This is a genomic window from Salinimonas sediminis (assembly GCF_003429285.1).
GTDB lineage: Bacteria > Pseudomonadota > Gammaproteobacteria > Enterobacterales > Alteromonadaceae > Alteromonas > Alteromonas indica.
On record NZ_CP031769.1, the window covers coordinates 2747607 to 2764300 of the forward strand.

The 16694-nt window shown below is 48.7% G+C and carries 15 protein-coding genes; 11 read left to right on the top strand and 4 right to left on the bottom strand.

Annotated features, from left to right (window positions below; translation table 11 throughout):
• Nucleotides 1–762 (bottom strand): methyltransferase domain-containing protein, encoded by a 762-nt coding sequence (locus D0Y50_RS12185; protein WP_108568255.1) that lies wholly within the window; start codon nt 760–762, stop codon nt 1–3.
• Nucleotides 763–849: 87 nt separating this feature from the next.
• On the opposite strand from D0Y50_RS12185, the gene gloB reads away from it, so the two are divergent.
• The 4 genes from gloB (at nt 850) to D0Y50_RS12205 (ending at nt 4961) form a co-directional block, all read left to right on the top strand.
• Complete coding sequence (gene gloB / locus D0Y50_RS12190; RefSeq protein ID WP_108568256.1) at nt 850–1647, top strand: hydroxyacylglutathione hydrolase; 798 nt, start codon at nt 850–852, stop codon at nt 1645–1647.
• A gap of 84 nt (nt 1648–1731) precedes the next feature.
• Nucleotides 1732–3411 (top strand): LysM peptidoglycan-binding domain-containing protein, encoded by a 1680-nt coding sequence (locus tag D0Y50_RS12195; protein ID WP_117317201.1) that lies wholly within the window; start codon nt 1732–1734, stop codon nt 3409–3411.
• A 9-nt stretch (nt 3412–3420) separates the two neighbouring features.
• The gene (locus D0Y50_RS12200; RefSeq protein WP_108568258.1) at nt 3421–4479 is read left to right on the top strand and encodes an ion transporter; all 1059 of its coding nucleotides are present in this window, start codon (nt 3421–3423) and stop codon (nt 4477–4479) included.
• Nucleotides 4476–4961 (top strand): methyltransferase family protein, encoded by a 486-nt coding sequence (locus D0Y50_RS12205; protein ID WP_108568259.1) that lies wholly within the window; start codon nt 4476–4478, stop codon nt 4959–4961. Before D0Y50_RS12200 ends, D0Y50_RS12205 begins: the two co-directional genes overlap by 4 nt.
• On the opposite strand, the gene cysS is transcribed toward D0Y50_RS12205, so the two are convergent.
• Nucleotides 4942–6312 carry a cysteine--tRNA ligase gene (cysS, locus tag D0Y50_RS12210; protein WP_108568260.1) on the bottom strand — a complete coding sequence of 457 codons (1371 nt, stop codon included), beginning with the start codon at nt 6310–6312 and terminating at the stop codon, nt 4942–4944. The two genes, D0Y50_RS12205 and cysS, sit on opposite strands and share 20 nt — an antisense overlap.
• A gap of 184 nt (nt 6313–6496) precedes the next feature.
• On the opposite strand from cysS, the gene D0Y50_RS12215 reads away from it, so the two are divergent.
• The 6 genes from D0Y50_RS12215 to D0Y50_RS12240 all read left to right on the top strand — a co-directional run bounded on the left by D0Y50_RS12215 (nt 6497) and on the right by D0Y50_RS12240 (nt 13140).
• The gene (locus D0Y50_RS12215; RefSeq protein WP_108568261.1) at nt 6497–6988 is read left to right on the top strand and encodes a peptidylprolyl isomerase; all 492 of its coding nucleotides are present in this window, start codon (nt 6497–6499) and stop codon (nt 6986–6988) included.
• A gap of 91 nt (nt 6989–7079) precedes the next feature.
• Nucleotides 7080–7820 carry a UDP-2,3-diacylglucosamine diphosphatase gene (gene lpxH / locus D0Y50_RS12220; protein ID WP_108568262.1) on the top strand — a complete coding sequence of 247 codons (741 nt, stop codon included), beginning with the start codon at nt 7080–7082 and terminating at the stop codon, nt 7818–7820.
• Nucleotides 7821–8065: 245 nt separating this feature from the next.
• On the top strand, nt 8066–9649 hold the full coding sequence (locus D0Y50_RS12225) for an alkaline phosphatase (RefSeq protein ID WP_108568263.1): 1584 nt from the start codon (nt 8066–8068) through the stop codon (nt 9647–9649).
• Between the two features lie 12 nt (nt 9650–9661).
• Nucleotides 9662–11551: an alkaline phosphatase gene (locus tag D0Y50_RS12230; RefSeq protein ID WP_117317203.1), complete on the top strand. Its 1890-nt coding sequence runs from the start codon at nt 9662–9664 to the stop codon at nt 11549–11551.
• A gap of 71 nt (nt 11552–11622) precedes the next feature.
• Nucleotides 11623–12348 (top strand): hypothetical protein, encoded by a 726-nt coding sequence (locus tag D0Y50_RS12235; protein WP_133175141.1) that lies wholly within the window; start codon nt 11623–11625, stop codon nt 12346–12348.
• 147 nt (nt 12349–12495) lie between these two features.
• On the top strand, nt 12496–13140 hold the full coding sequence (locus D0Y50_RS12240) for an OB-fold-containig protein (RefSeq protein ID WP_170145503.1): 645 nt from the start codon (nt 12496–12498) through the stop codon (nt 13138–13140).
• 12 nt (nt 13141–13152) lie between these two features.
• On the opposite strand, the gene D0Y50_RS12245 is transcribed toward D0Y50_RS12240, so the two are convergent.
• Both D0Y50_RS12245 and miaE read right to left on the bottom strand, forming a co-directional pair.
• The gene (locus tag D0Y50_RS12245; RefSeq protein ID WP_117317205.1) at nt 13153–13776 is read right to left on the bottom strand and encodes a hypothetical protein; all 624 of its coding nucleotides are present in this window, start codon (nt 13774–13776) and stop codon (nt 13153–13155) included.
• A 1278-nt stretch (nt 13777–15054) separates the two neighbouring features.
• Nucleotides 15055–15840, bottom strand: a complete 786-nt coding sequence (miaE, locus tag D0Y50_RS12250; RefSeq protein WP_108568268.1) for a tRNA isopentenyl-2-thiomethyl-A-37 hydroxylase MiaE — start codon at nt 15838–15840, stop codon at nt 15055–15057.
• A gap of 195 nt (nt 15841–16035) precedes the next feature.
• On the opposite strand from miaE, the gene D0Y50_RS12255 reads away from it, so the two are divergent.
• Nucleotides 16036–16635 (top strand): Yip1 family protein, encoded by a 600-nt coding sequence (locus tag D0Y50_RS12255; RefSeq protein ID WP_108568269.1) that lies wholly within the window; start codon nt 16036–16038, stop codon nt 16633–16635.
• The last annotated feature ends 59 nt before the right edge of the window (nt 16636–16694 follow it).

The window sequence follows — 16694 nt, forward strand, 5'->3', positions numbered from 1 at the left end:
TTATGTATGGCGATTTGCCGCCGAGTCGTCATGCGGAAACCGCATACTTGCCCCCACCGGCGAAAATTGCGGTTTGAGTTTCCATTTAGGCCGAATAGTGGTCATCGGCCACACGCGTTTACGGGCTAAAATAACATATACCGAGGAACACCAGGGAAGATAACGGCTTAACCGGTTATGCCACTGGCTGGGCAAGGGGCGCCGCTGATTGAAAAACAGCATGGAAAAAAGCACATTGCGCTGTTCGATAATTTCAAAGCCTAACAAGCCAAGCCAGTCTTTCACCCTGGGAGCAGAGAAGCAACGGGCATCGTGTAACATATTCCCGCGTTTTATCGGCAAGTATTTTCCTAGCCCTGTAAGGCTATAGGGATTAAACCCACTGATGATTACATAACCGCTTTGCGTGATACAGCGGTCGACCTCTCGCAGTATCTGGTGCGGATCCTGGGCAAAATCAAGCTCATTAGCCAGCAAAAAACCATCTATGCTGTTTTCCACATAAGGCAGTTCTTTGGCTTGCGCCACTACGCTACAAAATGGGCTAAGTGTCGGTGTTTGACTAATATGATGCGACACCGCACACCGTGATAGCGAAATCTGACTACTTAAACTACCCAGTTTTACCATGTGGTAACCAAAAATACGCTGGCTCAACTCGTCACTCACCGATTCCACGGCGAGTCTGATGGCATCGCCGCCAGGAAATGCTGACCAGTCGGTTGGATAACGAGGCACTTTTTTACGCTGTGCCGATCTCATTGTTTACACATCTGATCTATCTGGTTGCAGTAGGCCTATGAAGTTCCTATAGTATCCTAAATATTCCATTTCTCAAGCAGGTACGCCATGTCCCACGCGAAAGACGCCCTGCCCGCAGGCATTAACATTTCTCCTATTCGCGCATTTACCGATAACTATATCTGGTGTTTGCATAACGAGCGCGACGCGGTGATTGTTGATCCGGGTGACGCTGACCCAGTGTTGGCGTTTATAAAAGCACGACAGTTAAATCTGGCGGCAATCTTAATTACGCACCATCACCATGATCACACCGGCGGTATCGCCAAGCTGGTATCAATTAAGCCAGATGTACCGGTTATTGGTCCCCGCGGTGGCCATATTCGTGGTATTACCCGTTCAGTCAGTGAGGGCGATAGCTTTAGCCTGCCATGTTTTGACCTGACCTTCTCAGTCAGTGAAGTGCCCGGCCATACACTGGATCATATCGCTTTTAACGGAAATGGCCTGTTGTTTTGTGGCGATACGCTATTTAATGCTGGTTGTGGCAGACTGTTTGAAGGAACGCCTGACCAAATGCTGCATTCGTTGAACAAACTGGCACATTTACCTGATCATACGCAGGTTTATTGCGCCCACGAATATACGGCTGCCAACCTGGCATTTGCACAGGCTGTAGAGCCTTCCAATAGCGCGGTGGCAGACTACCTCCAAGAGGTGGAAGCGTTACGTCAACAAGACCAACCCAGTGTGCCAACTTCTTTGGCTAAACAACGCGCAATTAATCCTTTCCTGCGCTGCAATACGCCAGAAGTACAGCAGGCTGCACAACATAGAAGTAATGAACCACTAACTGATGAGGTCAGTGTTTTTGCTACCATTAGGCAATGGAAAGATGAGTTTTGATGCATTTTGTCAGCGTACGCATTACAATGCGCCGTGTCCTTTTTTCTATATAAGTTATTGTTAATAACACGAGGTTCGGTTTTTATGCGTCGACAGTGGTTTGTTCTTTCCTCCATTGCCCTGGCCTTAGCGCTTAGCGGGTGTCAGTCTACTGAGCCTCAAACCCAGTCAGAAATTACAGAACCGAATACTACCGACGATCGGGATGGTTGCGAGGTAGGGAACACTCCTATTGATAGCGAGCAAGACTGCGATATTGCCAAAGATGGCGTAATTGATGTGGTGCATCCTAAAGAAGATATAGCGGTAAAGCTGGAGCCGAAAAAATCAAAGCGGGAAGTCTCTGAGGCGCCGATTGTGATCACGAATGTGTGGGATCGTATCGCCAACCAGTCGCAGTTTGCTATTCCCGATGATAAACGGCTACTGGTACAACGCAACTGGTATCTAAAGCACCCGGAATACATGGCCAGGGTAGTAAAACGCGCCGACCCGTTTTTGTATTATATTACCGAACAAATCGAAGCGCGGAAAATGCCATTAGAGTTAGCGTTACTGCCCATTGTAGAAAGCGCGTTTGACCCATTTGCCTATTCCCATGGTCGGGCCGCTGGCATGTGGCAGTTTATACCGGGTACCGCGAAACGCTTCGGTATCCGCCAGTCATGGTGGTATGACGGGCGCCGGGACGTCATTGCGTCTACCGCCGGCGCACTGGATTATCTGAACTACCTTAACAAGTATTTCGACGGTAACTGGTTACATGCGCTGGCCGCTTATAATAGTGGCGAAGGTCGGGTCTCGCGGGCCATTAAGCGCAATAAAAAATTGGGTAAGCCTACTGATTTCTGGTCGTTAGATTTACCCCGGGAAACCCGCGCATACGTTCCCAAACTGCTGGCCCTGGCAGATATACTGCGCAACCGTGAAGCGTATGACTTTGCGTGGCCAGAAATTGAAAACGTACCAGTAATTGAAGTAGTTGAGATAGGCTCACAGGTTGATTTGGCATTTGCCGCAGATTTGGCCCAAATGGAGCTGGAAGCCTTACAGGCGCTAAACCCGGGGTTTAACCGTTGGGCGACTGACCCGGACGGCCCCCATCACTTGGTATTGCCGGTAGATAAAGCCCAGGGCTTTACCACCGAGTTAGCAAAAATTGATCGTCAGGAGCGGCTTAACTGGGTACGCCACCGCGTAAAGCGTGGCGACAGTTTGTTACGCCTGGCCGGCAAATATCATACTATTGCTGCCATAATCAAACAGGTTAATGACCTGGATTCGGACGTTATTCGTATTGGGCAAGCCATTATGGTACCGGTAGCGTTGAAAGAGCTTAACGCTTATGCGCTGTCTCAGGACCAACGTCTGGCTTCGCTACAAAACATTGAGCGCGCCGATCATAAACTGGTCCATAAAGTGGTGTCTGGTGATACATTTTGGGACATTAGTCGCAAATATGATATCTCTAGCGCAGAGTTAGCCAAGTGGAACGGTATGGCGCCTAACGATACGCTCCAGCCGGGTCAGGAGCTAGTGATCTGGACCAATCAGGTTAGTCAGGACCAACGCAACGACGCCATTATTAAATCGCTCACCTACACCGTGCGCAACGGCGACTCGCTTTCACGCATTGCCAGTAAATTTAATGTGCGAATCAACGATATAAAAAAATGGAACGACTTGCAGTCCCATCGCTATTTGCAACCGGGCCAAAAATTAAAACTGTTCGTCGATGTTACCAGGCTCAAAAACATAGGATAACCCATTATCATGTTCACTATTAACCGGGACAAACTTCGACAAAGTCATGAAACGCCCTGGTTAATACTGGATATTATTATGCTGGCCCTATTGTTAGTTAACCTGGGCTGGCTTATTTTTGACGCCTTATATGCCACCAGCGCACTACAACGTTTATTGGCCGAACACGTACCCAGCTTGTACCGCCGCTATCAGCCCGTTCACGCCAACTTTCTATTCATAGACCTGGCCTTTATTGCGGTATTTTTTACTGAATTCTGTGTGCGCTGGGCAGTGTCGGTAAAGCACAAGGAACATTTGCGTTGGTATTTTTTCCCGGTATTACACTGGTATGATCTGATCGGACTTATTCCCTTACCCGCAACCCGGCTATTCCGCTTTTTGCGGGTCTTTTCTATTTTGCACCGGCTGCATAAAAAGCAAATTATTGATTTAAATCACACTCGTTTCTATCGATTTTTTGCGTTTTATTATGATGTCGCGATGGAAGAGCTTAGCGATCGCATTGTTATAAAAGTACTAAGCGATGTGCAAAAAGATATCCGTCAAGGCTCGCCGCTGGTAAATAAAATCAGCCAGCAAGTACTTACCCCCCGCCAACCGGTGTTAAGCCGCTGGTTGGCGGGCGTAATGCAGCATATGGGACAAAACTTAGCCGATGAAAGCCGCGGCTCCGTGATTCGCGACCATGTTCGCCAGAGCGTCAATCAAGCCATTAAAAATAACCCGCAGATGGCAAACCTACAGTATTTGCCCGTTGTGGGCCGAACCATTGAAAGCACGCTTGAGCAAACCGTCACCGATATCGTGACCTCATCGCTGGTTCACCTCTTAAGTGATATTGACGATAGCCGGATAAACCGCTTTATAGAAACCAATATAAAGGGGTATGCTGTAGCAGACGATAAGCTGGACCAAGAAGTGCTGCAGGTAATAGACGAATGTGTTGAGCTGGTTAAAGCTCATGTGGCACAGCAGCGTTGGAAATCTCAGCTTAGCACCGGCCGGGGGCGATCGCCCTTACCGGATGTAACCCAACATGTGGTAGACCCGGAAAAACGCGGATGAGTGTATCTTTAGAATTAAAAATCCCCCCAGCAGCCCTGTTTATTGCCGCCGTATGCGCAGTGGTATTGATTGCCCAGTGGCCTATTGGCAAGGTGCCGGCACTATTACAACTGGTGGGTTTGTTGATCATCGGGGCGGGCGTACTGATTATTTTGTCTGCGGTGGTGCAGTTTCGCCGTCATAAAACGACGTTGGATCCCCGTACGCCGGATAATGCTTCGGCGCTACTGACCAGCGGCATTTTCGCCATTAGCCGCAACCCTATTTATCTGGCATTTGTATTGCTGCTGTTTGGTCTGGCACTGGCGTCCAACAGTTGGCTGGCGCTACTGATTGCGCCAGCCTTTGGTGGTTTTTTGCAGGTCTATCAAATTAAACCGGAGGAACGCCAGCTAGCGCGCAGCTTTGGTGCCAGCTATAACGCTTATTGTCAGCGCACCCGGCGCTGGCTGGGTAGAAGCTCTACTGACGCCGCCAAATAGTTCCTTGCGGGCCGTCTTCTAATACTATCCCCATGGCAGTCAGCGCGTCACGGGCGGCATCGGCAGCGGCCCAGTCTTTGTTTGCACGGGCATCATTACGTTGTTTTATTAACGCTTCTATCGCGGCTGCGTCATCATCGTCGCCTTGTAAAAAACGGTCAGGAGAAGACTGCAACAAGCCTACAATGCCTGCCAGCCCTTTCAACACACCCGCCAAACGGCCTGCTTCCGCAGGATCATCACACTTGTTTAAATCACGAGCGATATCGAACAACACCGAAAAGGCTTCGGGCACATTCAAATCATCATTCATGGCTTCTTCAAAGCGTGTCAGATAGCCGCCGTGTGACAACGCTACCTGCGTATCAATGGTGACCCCTCGTAACGCTGTATACAGCCTCTCCAACCCGGCCCTGGCCTGGCTAATGTTGTCTTGGGAATAACTCAACTGGCTACGATAATGGGCTGACATCAGAAAGAACCGTAAGGTTTCAGCATCGTGTTGTTCCAGTACATCGCGCAGGGTAAAGAAATTGCCCAGCGACTTAGACATTTTTTCGTTATCTACCTGGACCATCCCGGTATGCATCCAGGTGTTTACATAAGGCGTATTGTAAGCACAGCATGACTGGGCCACTTCGTTTTCGTGGTGCGGGAAGGTTAAGTCAGAGCCCCCGCCGTGAATGTCAAAATGGGCGCCAAGGTGTTTGTAGTTCATGGCCGAACATTCAATATGCCAGCCGGGACGGCCATTGCCCCAGGGTGAGGCCCAGAACGGTTCATCCGGCTTAGCGGTCTTCCACAGAACAAAGTCCATTGGATCGTCTTTACCTGCGGCAACATCGACCCGCGCCCCGGCATTAAGCTGTTCCAGATTCTGTTTGCTTAGCTGACCGTAATCTGCGTACTTGCTCACATCAAACAACACATCGCCACTGGATGCCTGGTAAGCAAACCCTTTGTCCATAAGGCGTGTGATAATATCGATAATCTCGCTGATATGGCCGGTAACCCGAGGCTCGACATCCGGCAGCAACAAATTTATGGCAGCGAAATCTTCATGCATCATACCAATGGTACGTTCAGTGAGTTGCTCCACGGTTTCATTGTTTTCAATGGCGCGAGCGATAATTTTGTCGTCAATATCGGTGATATTGCGCACATAATTAACCTCGTAGCCCAAATGACGCAAGTAACGCACCAGGACATCAAACGCTAAGTAAGTGCGGGCATGCCCCATATGACTCAGGTCATACACGGTAATTCCACACACATACAAGCCCACCTTACCTTCTTCGAGCGGTTTAAAGCGCGCTTTTTCACGGGTGAGGGTATTGTAAAGGTGCAGCATTGTTCGTGATTCCTGTGATTTTAAAGGCCGCAAAGTTTAGCACTGTCATGACGTAAGTCACAGTATTTGTTGGTCGCTTCGAGCCTATAAAACCTGACTCATCTGTTTAGCGCCGATTTATCTCGCGTCGTAAATAGGCTACTATTACGCTTTATAATTACGGCTTATTAGAAAGGTAACATGCATGGTAACTCTTAAAACGAATTTTGGTGAGATCAAACTTGAACTGTTTGAAGATAAGGCCCCTAAAACCGTAGAAAACTTCATCAGCTACGTGCAAGATGGCTTTTTTGATAACACCATCTTCCACCGTGTGATTAACGGTTTTATGGTTCAGGGCGGCGGTTTCACCCCTGATATGGAACAAAAAGATACCAAAGCACCGATTCAGAACGAAGCGAACAATGGTGTAGCCAACGAAATTGGTACGGTGGCAATGGCGCGTACCCAGGACCCTCATTCTGCCACTGCCCAGTTCTTTATTAATGTAGGCAACAACGACTTTCTAAACCACACCAGTGAAACAGCAAACGGCTGGGGCTATTGTGCGTTTGGCAAAGTAGTTGAAGGGATGGACGTGGTCGACAAAATAAAAGCGGTGGAAACTGGCTCGCACGGTTTTCATCAGGATGTTCCGGTTGAGCCTGTGATCATCGAGTCTGCTCAGGTTAGCTAACTGCCCTGCCTGGTGACGGGCGGATGTAATGTCCCCGTCACCTTCGGTTATCTTCGCTGTATTTATACAACCACCTACAAATAGAACCTGCATGGCATTTACCTACTTTATTGCTGATCTCCACCTGGCTGCTGAACGACCCGATATTACGGCATGTTTATACCGTTTTCTAGCCCAGGATGCCCCACAGGCAGAAGCTCTCTATGTATTGGGAGACCTGTTTGAAGTGTGGATAGGTGATGACAATGTGACGCCATTTAATGAGGCGATAGCGGCGGCGTTTTATAAAGTCAGTCAGCAGGTGCCCATTTATTTTATACACGGCAACCGGGATTTTGCGCTTCGCCAGGGCTGGGCAGATAAAGCCGGGATGACACTGCTACCCGAACAAGCTGTAATAGACTTATACGGTATTCCCACCCTGATCACCCATGGTGATGAGCTATGTACACGAGATGTGGCTTATCAGAAGTTTCGAAAAAAATCGCGAAGCTGGTGGTGGCCGCGGATTATGCTGGCCCTGCCACTATGGTATCGGCGTAAAGTAGCCGAAAAGGCGCGCATCCAGAGCAAAAAGAACCAGCAAGGTTTACGCCCGGAAATCATGGATGTCACCCCCGAAGAAGTTATAAAAATAATGGAGCATTACCAGGTTCAGCGGCTTATCCATGGCCATACGCATCGTCCGGATATTCACAGTTTGCAGGTTAACGGGCAGCCCGCTACCCGCATCGTGCTGGGTGATTGGTACGAACAAGGCTCAGTATTAAAAGTGTCAGCTAACGGCTTTGACCTGCAAACACTGCGCTTTCACGCCGGATCAACTAAGTAAACACCGATATTAAGGGGTTAGCCTTTCCCCTTTGCTCCGCCCTTACCCCGCGCGCGTCTAGCGTGTCTTTTTTGTGCAACAAATCCTTCATCCATCCGTAAATTGAGCGTCATAAACCCTGCCTATGCTCGGTTCTGACATCGGAGTTTAACGCTATCTACAGCGCCCCGTACTGCCGGGCACACACAGTCAGGCCCTTTCCTTTGTCATCACAACCACAATAATACTGAATTAGGAATAACACCATGAGACTTAACTGGAAAGTGAACGCCAGCGCTTTAGCTATGGCCGTTTCCTCAGTCGTTCATGCCGACGTACTGCCTGAATATCAGGCTCAGAGCGCTTGGTTCACCGATGCCCAGACCCGTATTGAAGCAAAATTGTCTACCGACAATCGGTTTAAAGCAAAGAACGTAATTTTATTTGTCGGTGACGGTATGGGAGTATCGACACTAACCTCTTCGCGTATTTTAAAAGGCCAGCAAGCAGGCAATCCCGGTGAGGAAGGCTACCTGGTATTTGAAACATTCCCCCATACTGCGATGGTAAAAACCTATAACGTTGATGCACAGACGCCGGACTCAGCAGGGACCATGACCGCAATGATGTCAGGGCTTAAAACCGACGTTGGCGTTATTGGCGTAGATGAAGACATTGAGCGAGGCGATTGCGCAACGGTCGCTGGCAATGAAGTGGTTAGCGCGCTGGAACTGGCAGAAATTAAAGGGCTGGCTACAGGAATTGTGTCTACCGCCAGAATAACGCATGCCACCCCGGCGGCAACGTATGCGAAGTCAGCGGATCGCAACTGGGAAGATATATCCGATATGCCCGAGGACGCGGTAGCAGCCGGCTGTACCGATATAGCAGACCAGTTGATTAACTTTGAAAGTTTGGTAGAAGCCCGCTATGCCGGCGTGGATATCAATGGAATAGACGTCGCATTTGGCGGTGGGCGACGACATTTTTTACCTAACGACGCCAGCTTCAACAGTAATGATGCGGTGAGTGAAGTAGAAGGTGACCGCAGTGACGAACGCGACCTTACCGCAGAATGGCAGCAGCGCTATACCGACGGGGTGTACGTTACCGACCAGGCCGGCTTTGAGGCCATTGATGCCAGTACCACCACCCGCGTTTTGGGCTTATTTAACGAATCACACATGCAGTATGAAGCAGACAGAAGTAACGATGTAGCTGGCGAACCCTCTATTGCCGACATGACCACCAAAGCTATCGATATTCTGGATAACAACGCCAACGGGTATTTTTTAATGGTGGAATCAGGCCGAATTGATCACGCACATCATGCTGGAAATGCCGCTGGCGCGCTGGCCGACACATTGGCTTTTGAAGCAGCAGTTAAAGCAGCCCTGGATAACACCAGTGCCGAAGATACGCTGATTCTGGTTACCGCCGATCATGGTCACGTGTTCACTATTGCCGGCTATCCCAAACGCGGCAATCCAATTTTAGGCAAGGTAGTGAATGTAGGCGAAGCAGAACCTGCGTTAGCGGCAGACGGGATGCCCTACACCACAGTGGGATACATGAACGGACTAGGCTATCAGGATTTGGCTAACGAGACAGATTCCGACGAAAGTTACCAATATGAGATTAACGCCGGCCGGCAAGCGTTAGCGGCTATCGATACGACTGCCGCAGGATATCATCAAGAAGCCCTTATTCCGCTGAGCTCGGAAACTCATTCGGGCGAAGATGTGGCGCTTCATGCCAGTGGCCCGGGCAGCCAGTTAGCCCAAGGTGTGGTAGAGCAAAATGTTGTTTTCCACCTTATTAACCAAGCTCTTGATCTTGTTAGCGAATAGGTGGAAAAAGCCATGAAAATATTTACGTTAAGTGTAATTGCCCTAACGGTAGCGGGTTTATCTGCCTGTAGCCTGGACGGCGACGATGGGGAAACCGGAGCCAGTGGTGTTAACAGCCTGACCGTACACACTGATTTGCCCCAGGGCGATACCCATTGCCCCAATAGCGGGGTGCGTTTTGATTCGGGCCTGGACGCAAACGCTGACGGCCAGTTAAGCGACGATGAGATAGCCGATACCAGCTATGTGTGTGCCCCGGGCAGCAATAGCCTGGGCGGCGCTGCATTATTAACCAGTGTTAACAATGACTGGTTTCAGGCCGCAGCCACAGAGGTTCAGGCCAACAAGCAGGTATGGCTAGATGCCACCAACAGTAGCACTGGTACAGCGCAGATCACCTCGCAAGGCCAGGTGAACAGCAAAGCAGAGCTGCAAGCCATGGTGGAGAATTTGCGCGGTACGGCAAAGAACGTCATTTTGTTTGTAGGTGATGGCATGGGAATTTCCACAATCACCGCCGCGCGCATACTTGATGGCCAGATGAACGGCTTACAAGGCGAAGAGCACCAGTTAAGTTTCGATAAATTCCCCTTTGCAGGGCTAGCCAAGACCTACAATGTGGATGCCCAAACGCCTGACTCGGCTGGCACCATGACCGCCATGATGAGCGGGGTGAAAACCGATGTAGGGGTTATTGGCGTGAACGAAAATATCGAACGTGGCGATTGCTCAACCGTTGCTGGCAACGAGTTAGTAAGCGCCCTGGAATTAGCTGAAATTGCAGGCAAATCCACCGGGATTATCTCTACTGCCCGAATTACCCATGCCACGCCAGCGGCCACTTATGCAAAATCGGCAGACCGCAACTGGGAAGATATATCAGATATGCCGCAAGATGCTATAGCGGCAGGCTGTACCGATATTGCGGCGCAACTAATAGGCTTTGAAGCGAGCCTGGAGGCGCGATACTCGGGTCTGGACGTTGACGGTATTGACGTTGTCATGGGCGGCGGGCGGCGTCATTTTTTACCTGATGATCCGGCGTTTAATAGCAATGACGCGGTAAGCGAAGTTGAAGGCGATCGCAATGATGGCCGCGATCTTACCGCCGAATGGCAGAATATGTACCCTACCGGGGTCTATGTTACCGACGAGTCTGGCTTTAACGGCTTAAACACCGAAACCACTGATAAAGTTTTTGCCCTGTTTAATGAATCGCATATGCAATACGCGGCAGAGCGGGGCAACGATGTTGCCGGTGAACCTTCAGTTGCTCAAATGACCGAAGCGGCCATTAACGTTCTCAACAACAATGCTGAAGGGTTCTTTTTAATGGTTGAGTCTGGACGCATAGACCATGCTCACCATGCCGGTAACGCCTATGGTGCGCTTCACGATACGCTGGCGATGGCTGAGGCGGTCGCCATGGCCGACGAACTTACCAGCGACGAGGATACACTCATTATTGTGACTGCTGACCATGGCCATGTATTTACCATTGCCGGTTATCCCAAGCGCGGAAACCCTATTTTGGGCAAGGTGGTTAATGTCGGTGCCGAGGAACCAGCGCTGGCTGCCGATGATTTGCCCTATACAACGGTGGGTTATGCCAACGGGTTAGGATTTCGCAATCTTGGCGAGGAGACCGATTCTGACGAAGGCTATAACTACGATATTGACGCCGGCCGCAAAGACTTACGCGAAATTGATACAACCACACCAGGCTACCATCAAGAAGCGTTAGTTCCTTTATCGTCTGAGACCCACTCAGGTGAAGACGTGAGTATTCACGCCAAAGGCCCGGGCGCGTTTTTGATTAATGGTACGAATGAGCAAAGCGTGATTTTTCACGTAATGGATTTTGCCGCTGATTTGGTCGCTGAAGCAGACCGCAGTCTTTAGTAAACCTCCTGGGTGGCGCTGCGCCGCCCAGGACAGTTTTACACACCCGCTTAATGGAAATTATCGTTAATATGAGAAAGTTAATTTTAGGAATATTTACGCTAGCAAGTGCGCAGGCCGTGGCTAACCAATGCGACGAACCAGCTAAATGGGCTATGGCCACCTATGCTCAGGTCGCGTACAGCGACAACCCGCAGCAGCGTCACCGAACACTGACACTATGGCGCAAACCCAATAATGTAGCCCATCAGTATCCTCAACTGGAAATAACGCAGGCGTGGCAGTCTGTGCGGCCTGATACCGTAAAACCCATTCGCTATTTTGACGCCCATGAACGGGCGATAGAATATCAACCTGGAGAACTGATTCATGGCAAAAGAGATACGAATTGGTCGGAACATAATCAGCTTATTAGCGATACGTTATTGCGCTCAATGAGACTGACTCACCAGGACGGTATCGGCTGTGACAAAGTTGAGCACTATGTACTTAATCACCGTGATGGCTCGATTAAGGTTGCGTGGTTAGCGCAAAAGAAACTGGTCAAAACAATGGTCATTGAAAATAACACGCGGCGCGAAGAGTTCACGTTACAGCATATTCATCATAACAAAGCGGCAATTAGCGCGTTCTTCGAGCATCGCGATAAATATAAGAGCACGGATTATGCCGATATAGGAGATGATCATACCGACCCATTTTTAACCAATATGGTCCACCAAGGGTTTATTGAGGCGGGCGCTTCAGGGTTTTATCAGGCCAATGGTGAGCCTTTACCTACCGTGCACGCGCATTAAACCGGAATCTCGGGCGTGTGAGAGGCAATTAACTTAACGGATAAAGATAGTAACCGTAAAATCCGGTTATTTTAACGCGGGATATTCACTTAATCGATACACTTATGCTATAAAAGCAAGCTCATAGCTTCATTAAGGATGATGAGCATGGCTACCTGGTTAATCAGTGGCGTAAATATATGGTTTGGGGCGGCAGTTGCCGTAGTCATTACGGTTTTCCTGCTGGAAATCGGCTTCATGATAATAGGTAAAAGCGGTATGGGCGTATTTGATACTATGCCGGACCAGCGCACTTATCCTTACAGCGCCCCTTGTCGCTTGCCATCGTACGTGACACATGTAATTAAATGGGTGGGGCTGGATGCCATGCCCAACATGCAATGGTTATCACTGTTTTTAACGTTGTTTGCGATAGCCGGCTATTCCGTAAGCTTGCTAGTTACCAAGCTTCTACCTGCTATCCATACCAGCTCTTTTATCCTTCCATTAGCTACCACATTAGCGGTTATCGGGTGCAGTTTATGTGGCCAATCACTTACGACCTTATTGCATGGGTCTCACTCGAGGTTTTCAAAGGCTTATTGTGGCTGCGCTGCGCAAATAACGGTAGGCGAAGCACGGGTGGGAAACCCTGCTGAAGGTCGGTTTACCGACGGTGAACACCAAACCCGGTATATTTTAATTGAGCCAGAAAATGCGCAATGCGCCTTTTCGCCAGGCGATACAGTTATTCTGGTGCGGCCCTCGCCGCCCTATTGGTTGGCCAAACGCTACGATCACAGGGCTGTGTAAGCCCTCGCTATATTAGTCTTGTTGTTGCTCGATAGCCTGCTTTTGCTTGAAGATTTGTTTTGAGCGTAGGTTCTCATGCAATTCTGAATTAATATAGGTATACAGGAAAAGCCCGAAAATCAATGGGGTGAAAATAAGTACCACTATCCATTCCATACTATTGTAACCTTTATGACGAATAGCGATGGCTTCATTCTGACACCGTCGACGCAATCTGTTTAATCGTTTGTGCATCAGCATAAAGTTGACGATGGAGAGTACCGATACCAGCATTTTGGTGATGGTTTCAATTTCGAAAATGCTGGCGGCAGCAAAAAACACCCCACAGCCAAAAAACACCATCATCCACATATATTCAAAAATTATTGGCCAGCGCCGTATATTCAAACGCTTTTCCGCCCGTCTTAGGTAGCGGCTGAACCAAATCAGCGCATACGGTTGTACTACAAAAATCAATGGCACTAAGGTCCATGCTAACGGGAATAAATCATCGTCGGTGATACGTTTAATATCGCGCACCGCAAGATAAAACCAAATAGGTAAATATAGGCCAGCAGTACAGAACACCAATAAGCCTTCAAGCAGACTAAGTCGTGGGGGAGCGGTTATAAAACGTGCTTTTGCCTGGTGCTGCATTGTGCCAGTGCCTCGTAACATTTCACGCGGCCGTTAGTACAATTGTGCAAAAACACGGCCTGCGACTGGAATAATAAAAACTCACCAAATGTTGATGAGCAATGCTTGTTTCTACCCAATGATAGTAAACCAATAAACAAATCTAAGGTTACTGATTGCTAATCTGACGCGCAGGGTTTTCGCGCCTCGTTATTGCTATGGGATACCACTTGTAGTGGTAAATCCTCGAACTGGTTCATTTGAGCATGATTTTACGTATTTATAATAGAAATCCGTTAAGCGCCAGCGCTTTCAATACGTTACCTATGATGAACTACTCAAAGTAAATTGTATATCCGGCTATCATTCCCTCCCCTTATAAACGAGTTATTCTCTGCCGCTATGGAGCGTAAAATCAACATACTATAAGAAAGCCTGGGCAACCAACCACACCTTAGTTGCCACTTCGCGCTTTTGCCGCGAATAGACGCGCTTACGGTGGGTGTCCAGCTAAAAAGATGTTCGTAGCGCTATCTGAAAAGACATGGGTGTCTTGCTAAAAACTATCTAGTTGCCACTTCATGCTTTTGCGGCGAATAGACGCGCTTACGGTGGGTGTCCAGCTAAAAAGATGTTCGTAGGGCTCTCTGTAAAGACATGGGTGTCTTGTTAAAAACTATCTACTTGCCACTTCATGCTTTTGCCGCGAATAGACGCGCTTACGGTGGGTGTCCAGCTAAAAAGATGCTCGTAGCGCTATCTGAAAAGACATGGGTGTCTTGTTAAAAACTATCTACTTGCCACTTCATGCTTTTGCCGCGAATAGACGCGCTTACGGTGGGTGTCCAGCTAAAAAGATGCTCGTAGCGCTATCTGAAAAGACATGGGTGTCTTGCTAAAAACTCTCTAGTTGCCACTTCACGCTTTTGCCGCAGATCGACGCGCTTGCGGTGGGTGTCCAGCTAAAAAGATGTTCGTAGGGCTATCTGAAAGACATGGGTGTCTTGCTAAAAACGCTCTAGTTGCCACTTCATGCTTTTGCCGCAGATAGACGCGCTTGCGGTGGGTGTCCAGCTAAAAAGATGTTCGTAGGGCTATCTGAAAAAACATGGGTGTCCTGCCAAAAAAGCCGCGTACCGCTATCTGAAAAAGACATGGGTGTCTTTTAAAAACCTGTTTTAAAAGACAGTGGGCGCCGCGGCTTCTTAATGGTAGGCGCTAAATATGCGGAACGTCAAAGTTACCCTATCTCAACTTACCCGGAAGGCACGTCTTGCATATTGGCAACAAGCATTAGCTTCAGGCGGTTGCAACCGCTGCAGGTACCCCACTATGGAATTTAAAATCAGCATCGGTGCTAGCGATTAGCTGCGCTTCGACTTCTGCGAAATGCTTTACTCTATCGCTAATATCAGTACCTGCAACTTGCTGAGCTAAAGTCAGATAATCCTGATAATGGCGGGCTTCGCTACGCAGTAATGATATATAAAAACGTCCTAGCTCTTCATCCAACAAGGGAGCAAGCCGGGCAAACCGCTCACAACTACGTGCCTCTATATAGGCGCCACAAATAAGTTTATCCACCAGGGTTTGGGGTTCATAGGTGCGAACATGGCGCATCATTCCCCGCGCATAGCGCCCTGCACCAACATTGCGATAGGTGATCCCTCGACTTTGCATAATTTCCAGCACCTGCTGAAAATGATGTAACTCTTCTTTAATCAACAACACCATCTTGTTCACCAGCTCATCAGCAAAATCAGTTTCGCCATGTGACTGAATCATTTTTTTCAAACCGGTATGTAACCGATCAAAGTTACCATCACCCTGCTGGCGGTAAACAAAATCCTCATAGGGTTTTAGCCAGGCCAGTAATAGCTCGCCGTTGGCTTTATCTACGGCATACCGCCGGATAAGCAACATGGCTGTCTGGGCGGCCTTTAATTCACAATTACAATGATCAATTAACAGACCTTCGAGGTTTTGCGGTTTAACAGCTTCAGCCACCCACTCATCAGGCGTAGGACAGGATAAAAAGGCGTTGATAGGTTGCAACAATGCTGAATCAAATGCGGGTGTGGTCATACAGAAAATCTACCGTTCAGTTAGCGCGTCTCAGGTACGCAAGTTCGCGCGCGAAGTTTACCACCGCACTTACCTAATGTCATATCGGCCACCTTTACATTTGGTTATTTTTTGAACTTTTCAATTGACTCTTACACGCTGATGACAGATAGTGATATTTGTTAACGACTTGTAAAAAGCAACTGAGGGCTAGCTATGATCCTTAACCATCTGTTCGGTATCTATACCCATCCAAGAGAAGAATGGGAGTGTATCGACAAAAAGCACGAAAGCTACGCCTATGCGCTTAGCCATATCCTGTTTATCGCCCTGATCCCTTCCTTAGTGACCTATTACTCAGCCACCCAACTAGGCTGGAGCTTTGGTGCCGGGGAAGTGATTAGATTAACGCCACAAAGTGCGCTGTTTGTATCGGTCGGCTTATATGTGGGGCTGATTATCGGGGCAATGTTGCTGGCGGTAATGATTCATGAACTGGCTACGATATTTGATGCTGAGCCAACATACACCCAATCATTAGAACTGGCTGCCTATACCGCGACCCCTTTATTTATGGTGGGCTTCGCCGGGCTTTATCCTCAACTGTGGTTTGTCATGACTATCGGACTGTTAGCATTAGCCTATTCTGTCTACCTCTTGTATTCGGGAGTACCCATTATTATGCACATACCTGAAGAAAAAGGGTTTATCTATGCCAGCTCAGTTGTAACCTGCGGATTAGTGTTACTCAGCATACTTATGGCGGCCACCGTCATAGCGTGGGGTTCCGGTCTCGGGCCGGAATTTTTACACTAATTTGGCCTCCCTAAATAAAAAAACGCAGCCGTTGGCTGCGTTTTTTGCGTACCTTCCGG

Excerpts from the sequence above, each read along its gene's own strand:
- D0Y50_RS12205 (WP_108568259.1), top strand. The coding sequence starts at position 4,476 with ATGAGTGTATCTTTAGAATTAAAAATCCCCCCAGCAGCCCTGTTTATT.
- D0Y50_RS12255 (WP_108568269.1), top strand. The coding sequence starts at position 16,036 with ATGATCCTTAACCATCTGTTCGGTATCTATACCCATCCAAGAGAAGAA.
- D0Y50_RS12235 (WP_133175141.1), top strand. The coding sequence starts at position 11,623 with ATGAGAAAGTTAATTTTAGGAATATTTACGCTAGCAAGTGCGCAGGCC.
- D0Y50_RS12245 (WP_117317205.1), bottom strand. The coding sequence starts at position 13,776 with ATGCAGCACCAGGCAAAAGCACGTTTTATAACCGCTCCCCCACGACTT.
- D0Y50_RS12195 (WP_117317201.1), top strand. The coding sequence starts at position 1,732 with ATGCGTCGACAGTGGTTTGTTCTTTCCTCCATTGCCCTGGCCTTAGCG.
- D0Y50_RS12240 (WP_170145503.1), top strand. The coding sequence starts at position 12,496 with ATGGCTACCTGGTTAATCAGTGGCGTAAATATATGGTTTGGGGCGGCA.
- miaE (WP_108568268.1), bottom strand. The coding sequence starts at position 15,840 with ATGACCACACCCGCATTTGATTCAGCATTGTTGCAACCTATCAACGCC.
- gloB (WP_108568256.1), top strand. The coding sequence starts at position 850 with ATGTCCCACGCGAAAGACGCCCTGCCCGCAGGCATTAACATTTCTCCT.
- D0Y50_RS12200 (WP_108568258.1), top strand. The coding sequence starts at position 3,421 with ATGTTCACTATTAACCGGGACAAACTTCGACAAAGTCATGAAACGCCC.
- D0Y50_RS12225 (WP_108568263.1), top strand. The coding sequence starts at position 8,066 with ATGAGACTTAACTGGAAAGTGAACGCCAGCGCTTTAGCTATGGCCGTT.
- D0Y50_RS12185 (WP_108568255.1), bottom strand. The coding sequence starts at position 762 with ATGAGATCGGCACAGCGTAAAAAAGTGCCTCGTTATCCAACCGACTGG.
- D0Y50_RS12215 (WP_108568261.1), top strand. The coding sequence starts at position 6,497 with ATGGTAACTCTTAAAACGAATTTTGGTGAGATCAAACTTGAACTGTTT.
- D0Y50_RS12230 (WP_117317203.1), top strand. The coding sequence starts at position 9,662 with ATGAAAATATTTACGTTAAGTGTAATTGCCCTAACGGTAGCGGGTTTA.
- lpxH (WP_108568262.1), top strand. The coding sequence starts at position 7,080 with ATGGCATTTACCTACTTTATTGCTGATCTCCACCTGGCTGCTGAACGA.
- cysS (WP_108568260.1), bottom strand. The coding sequence starts at position 6,312 with ATGCTGCACCTTTACAATACCCTCACCCGTGAAAAAGCGCGCTTTAAA.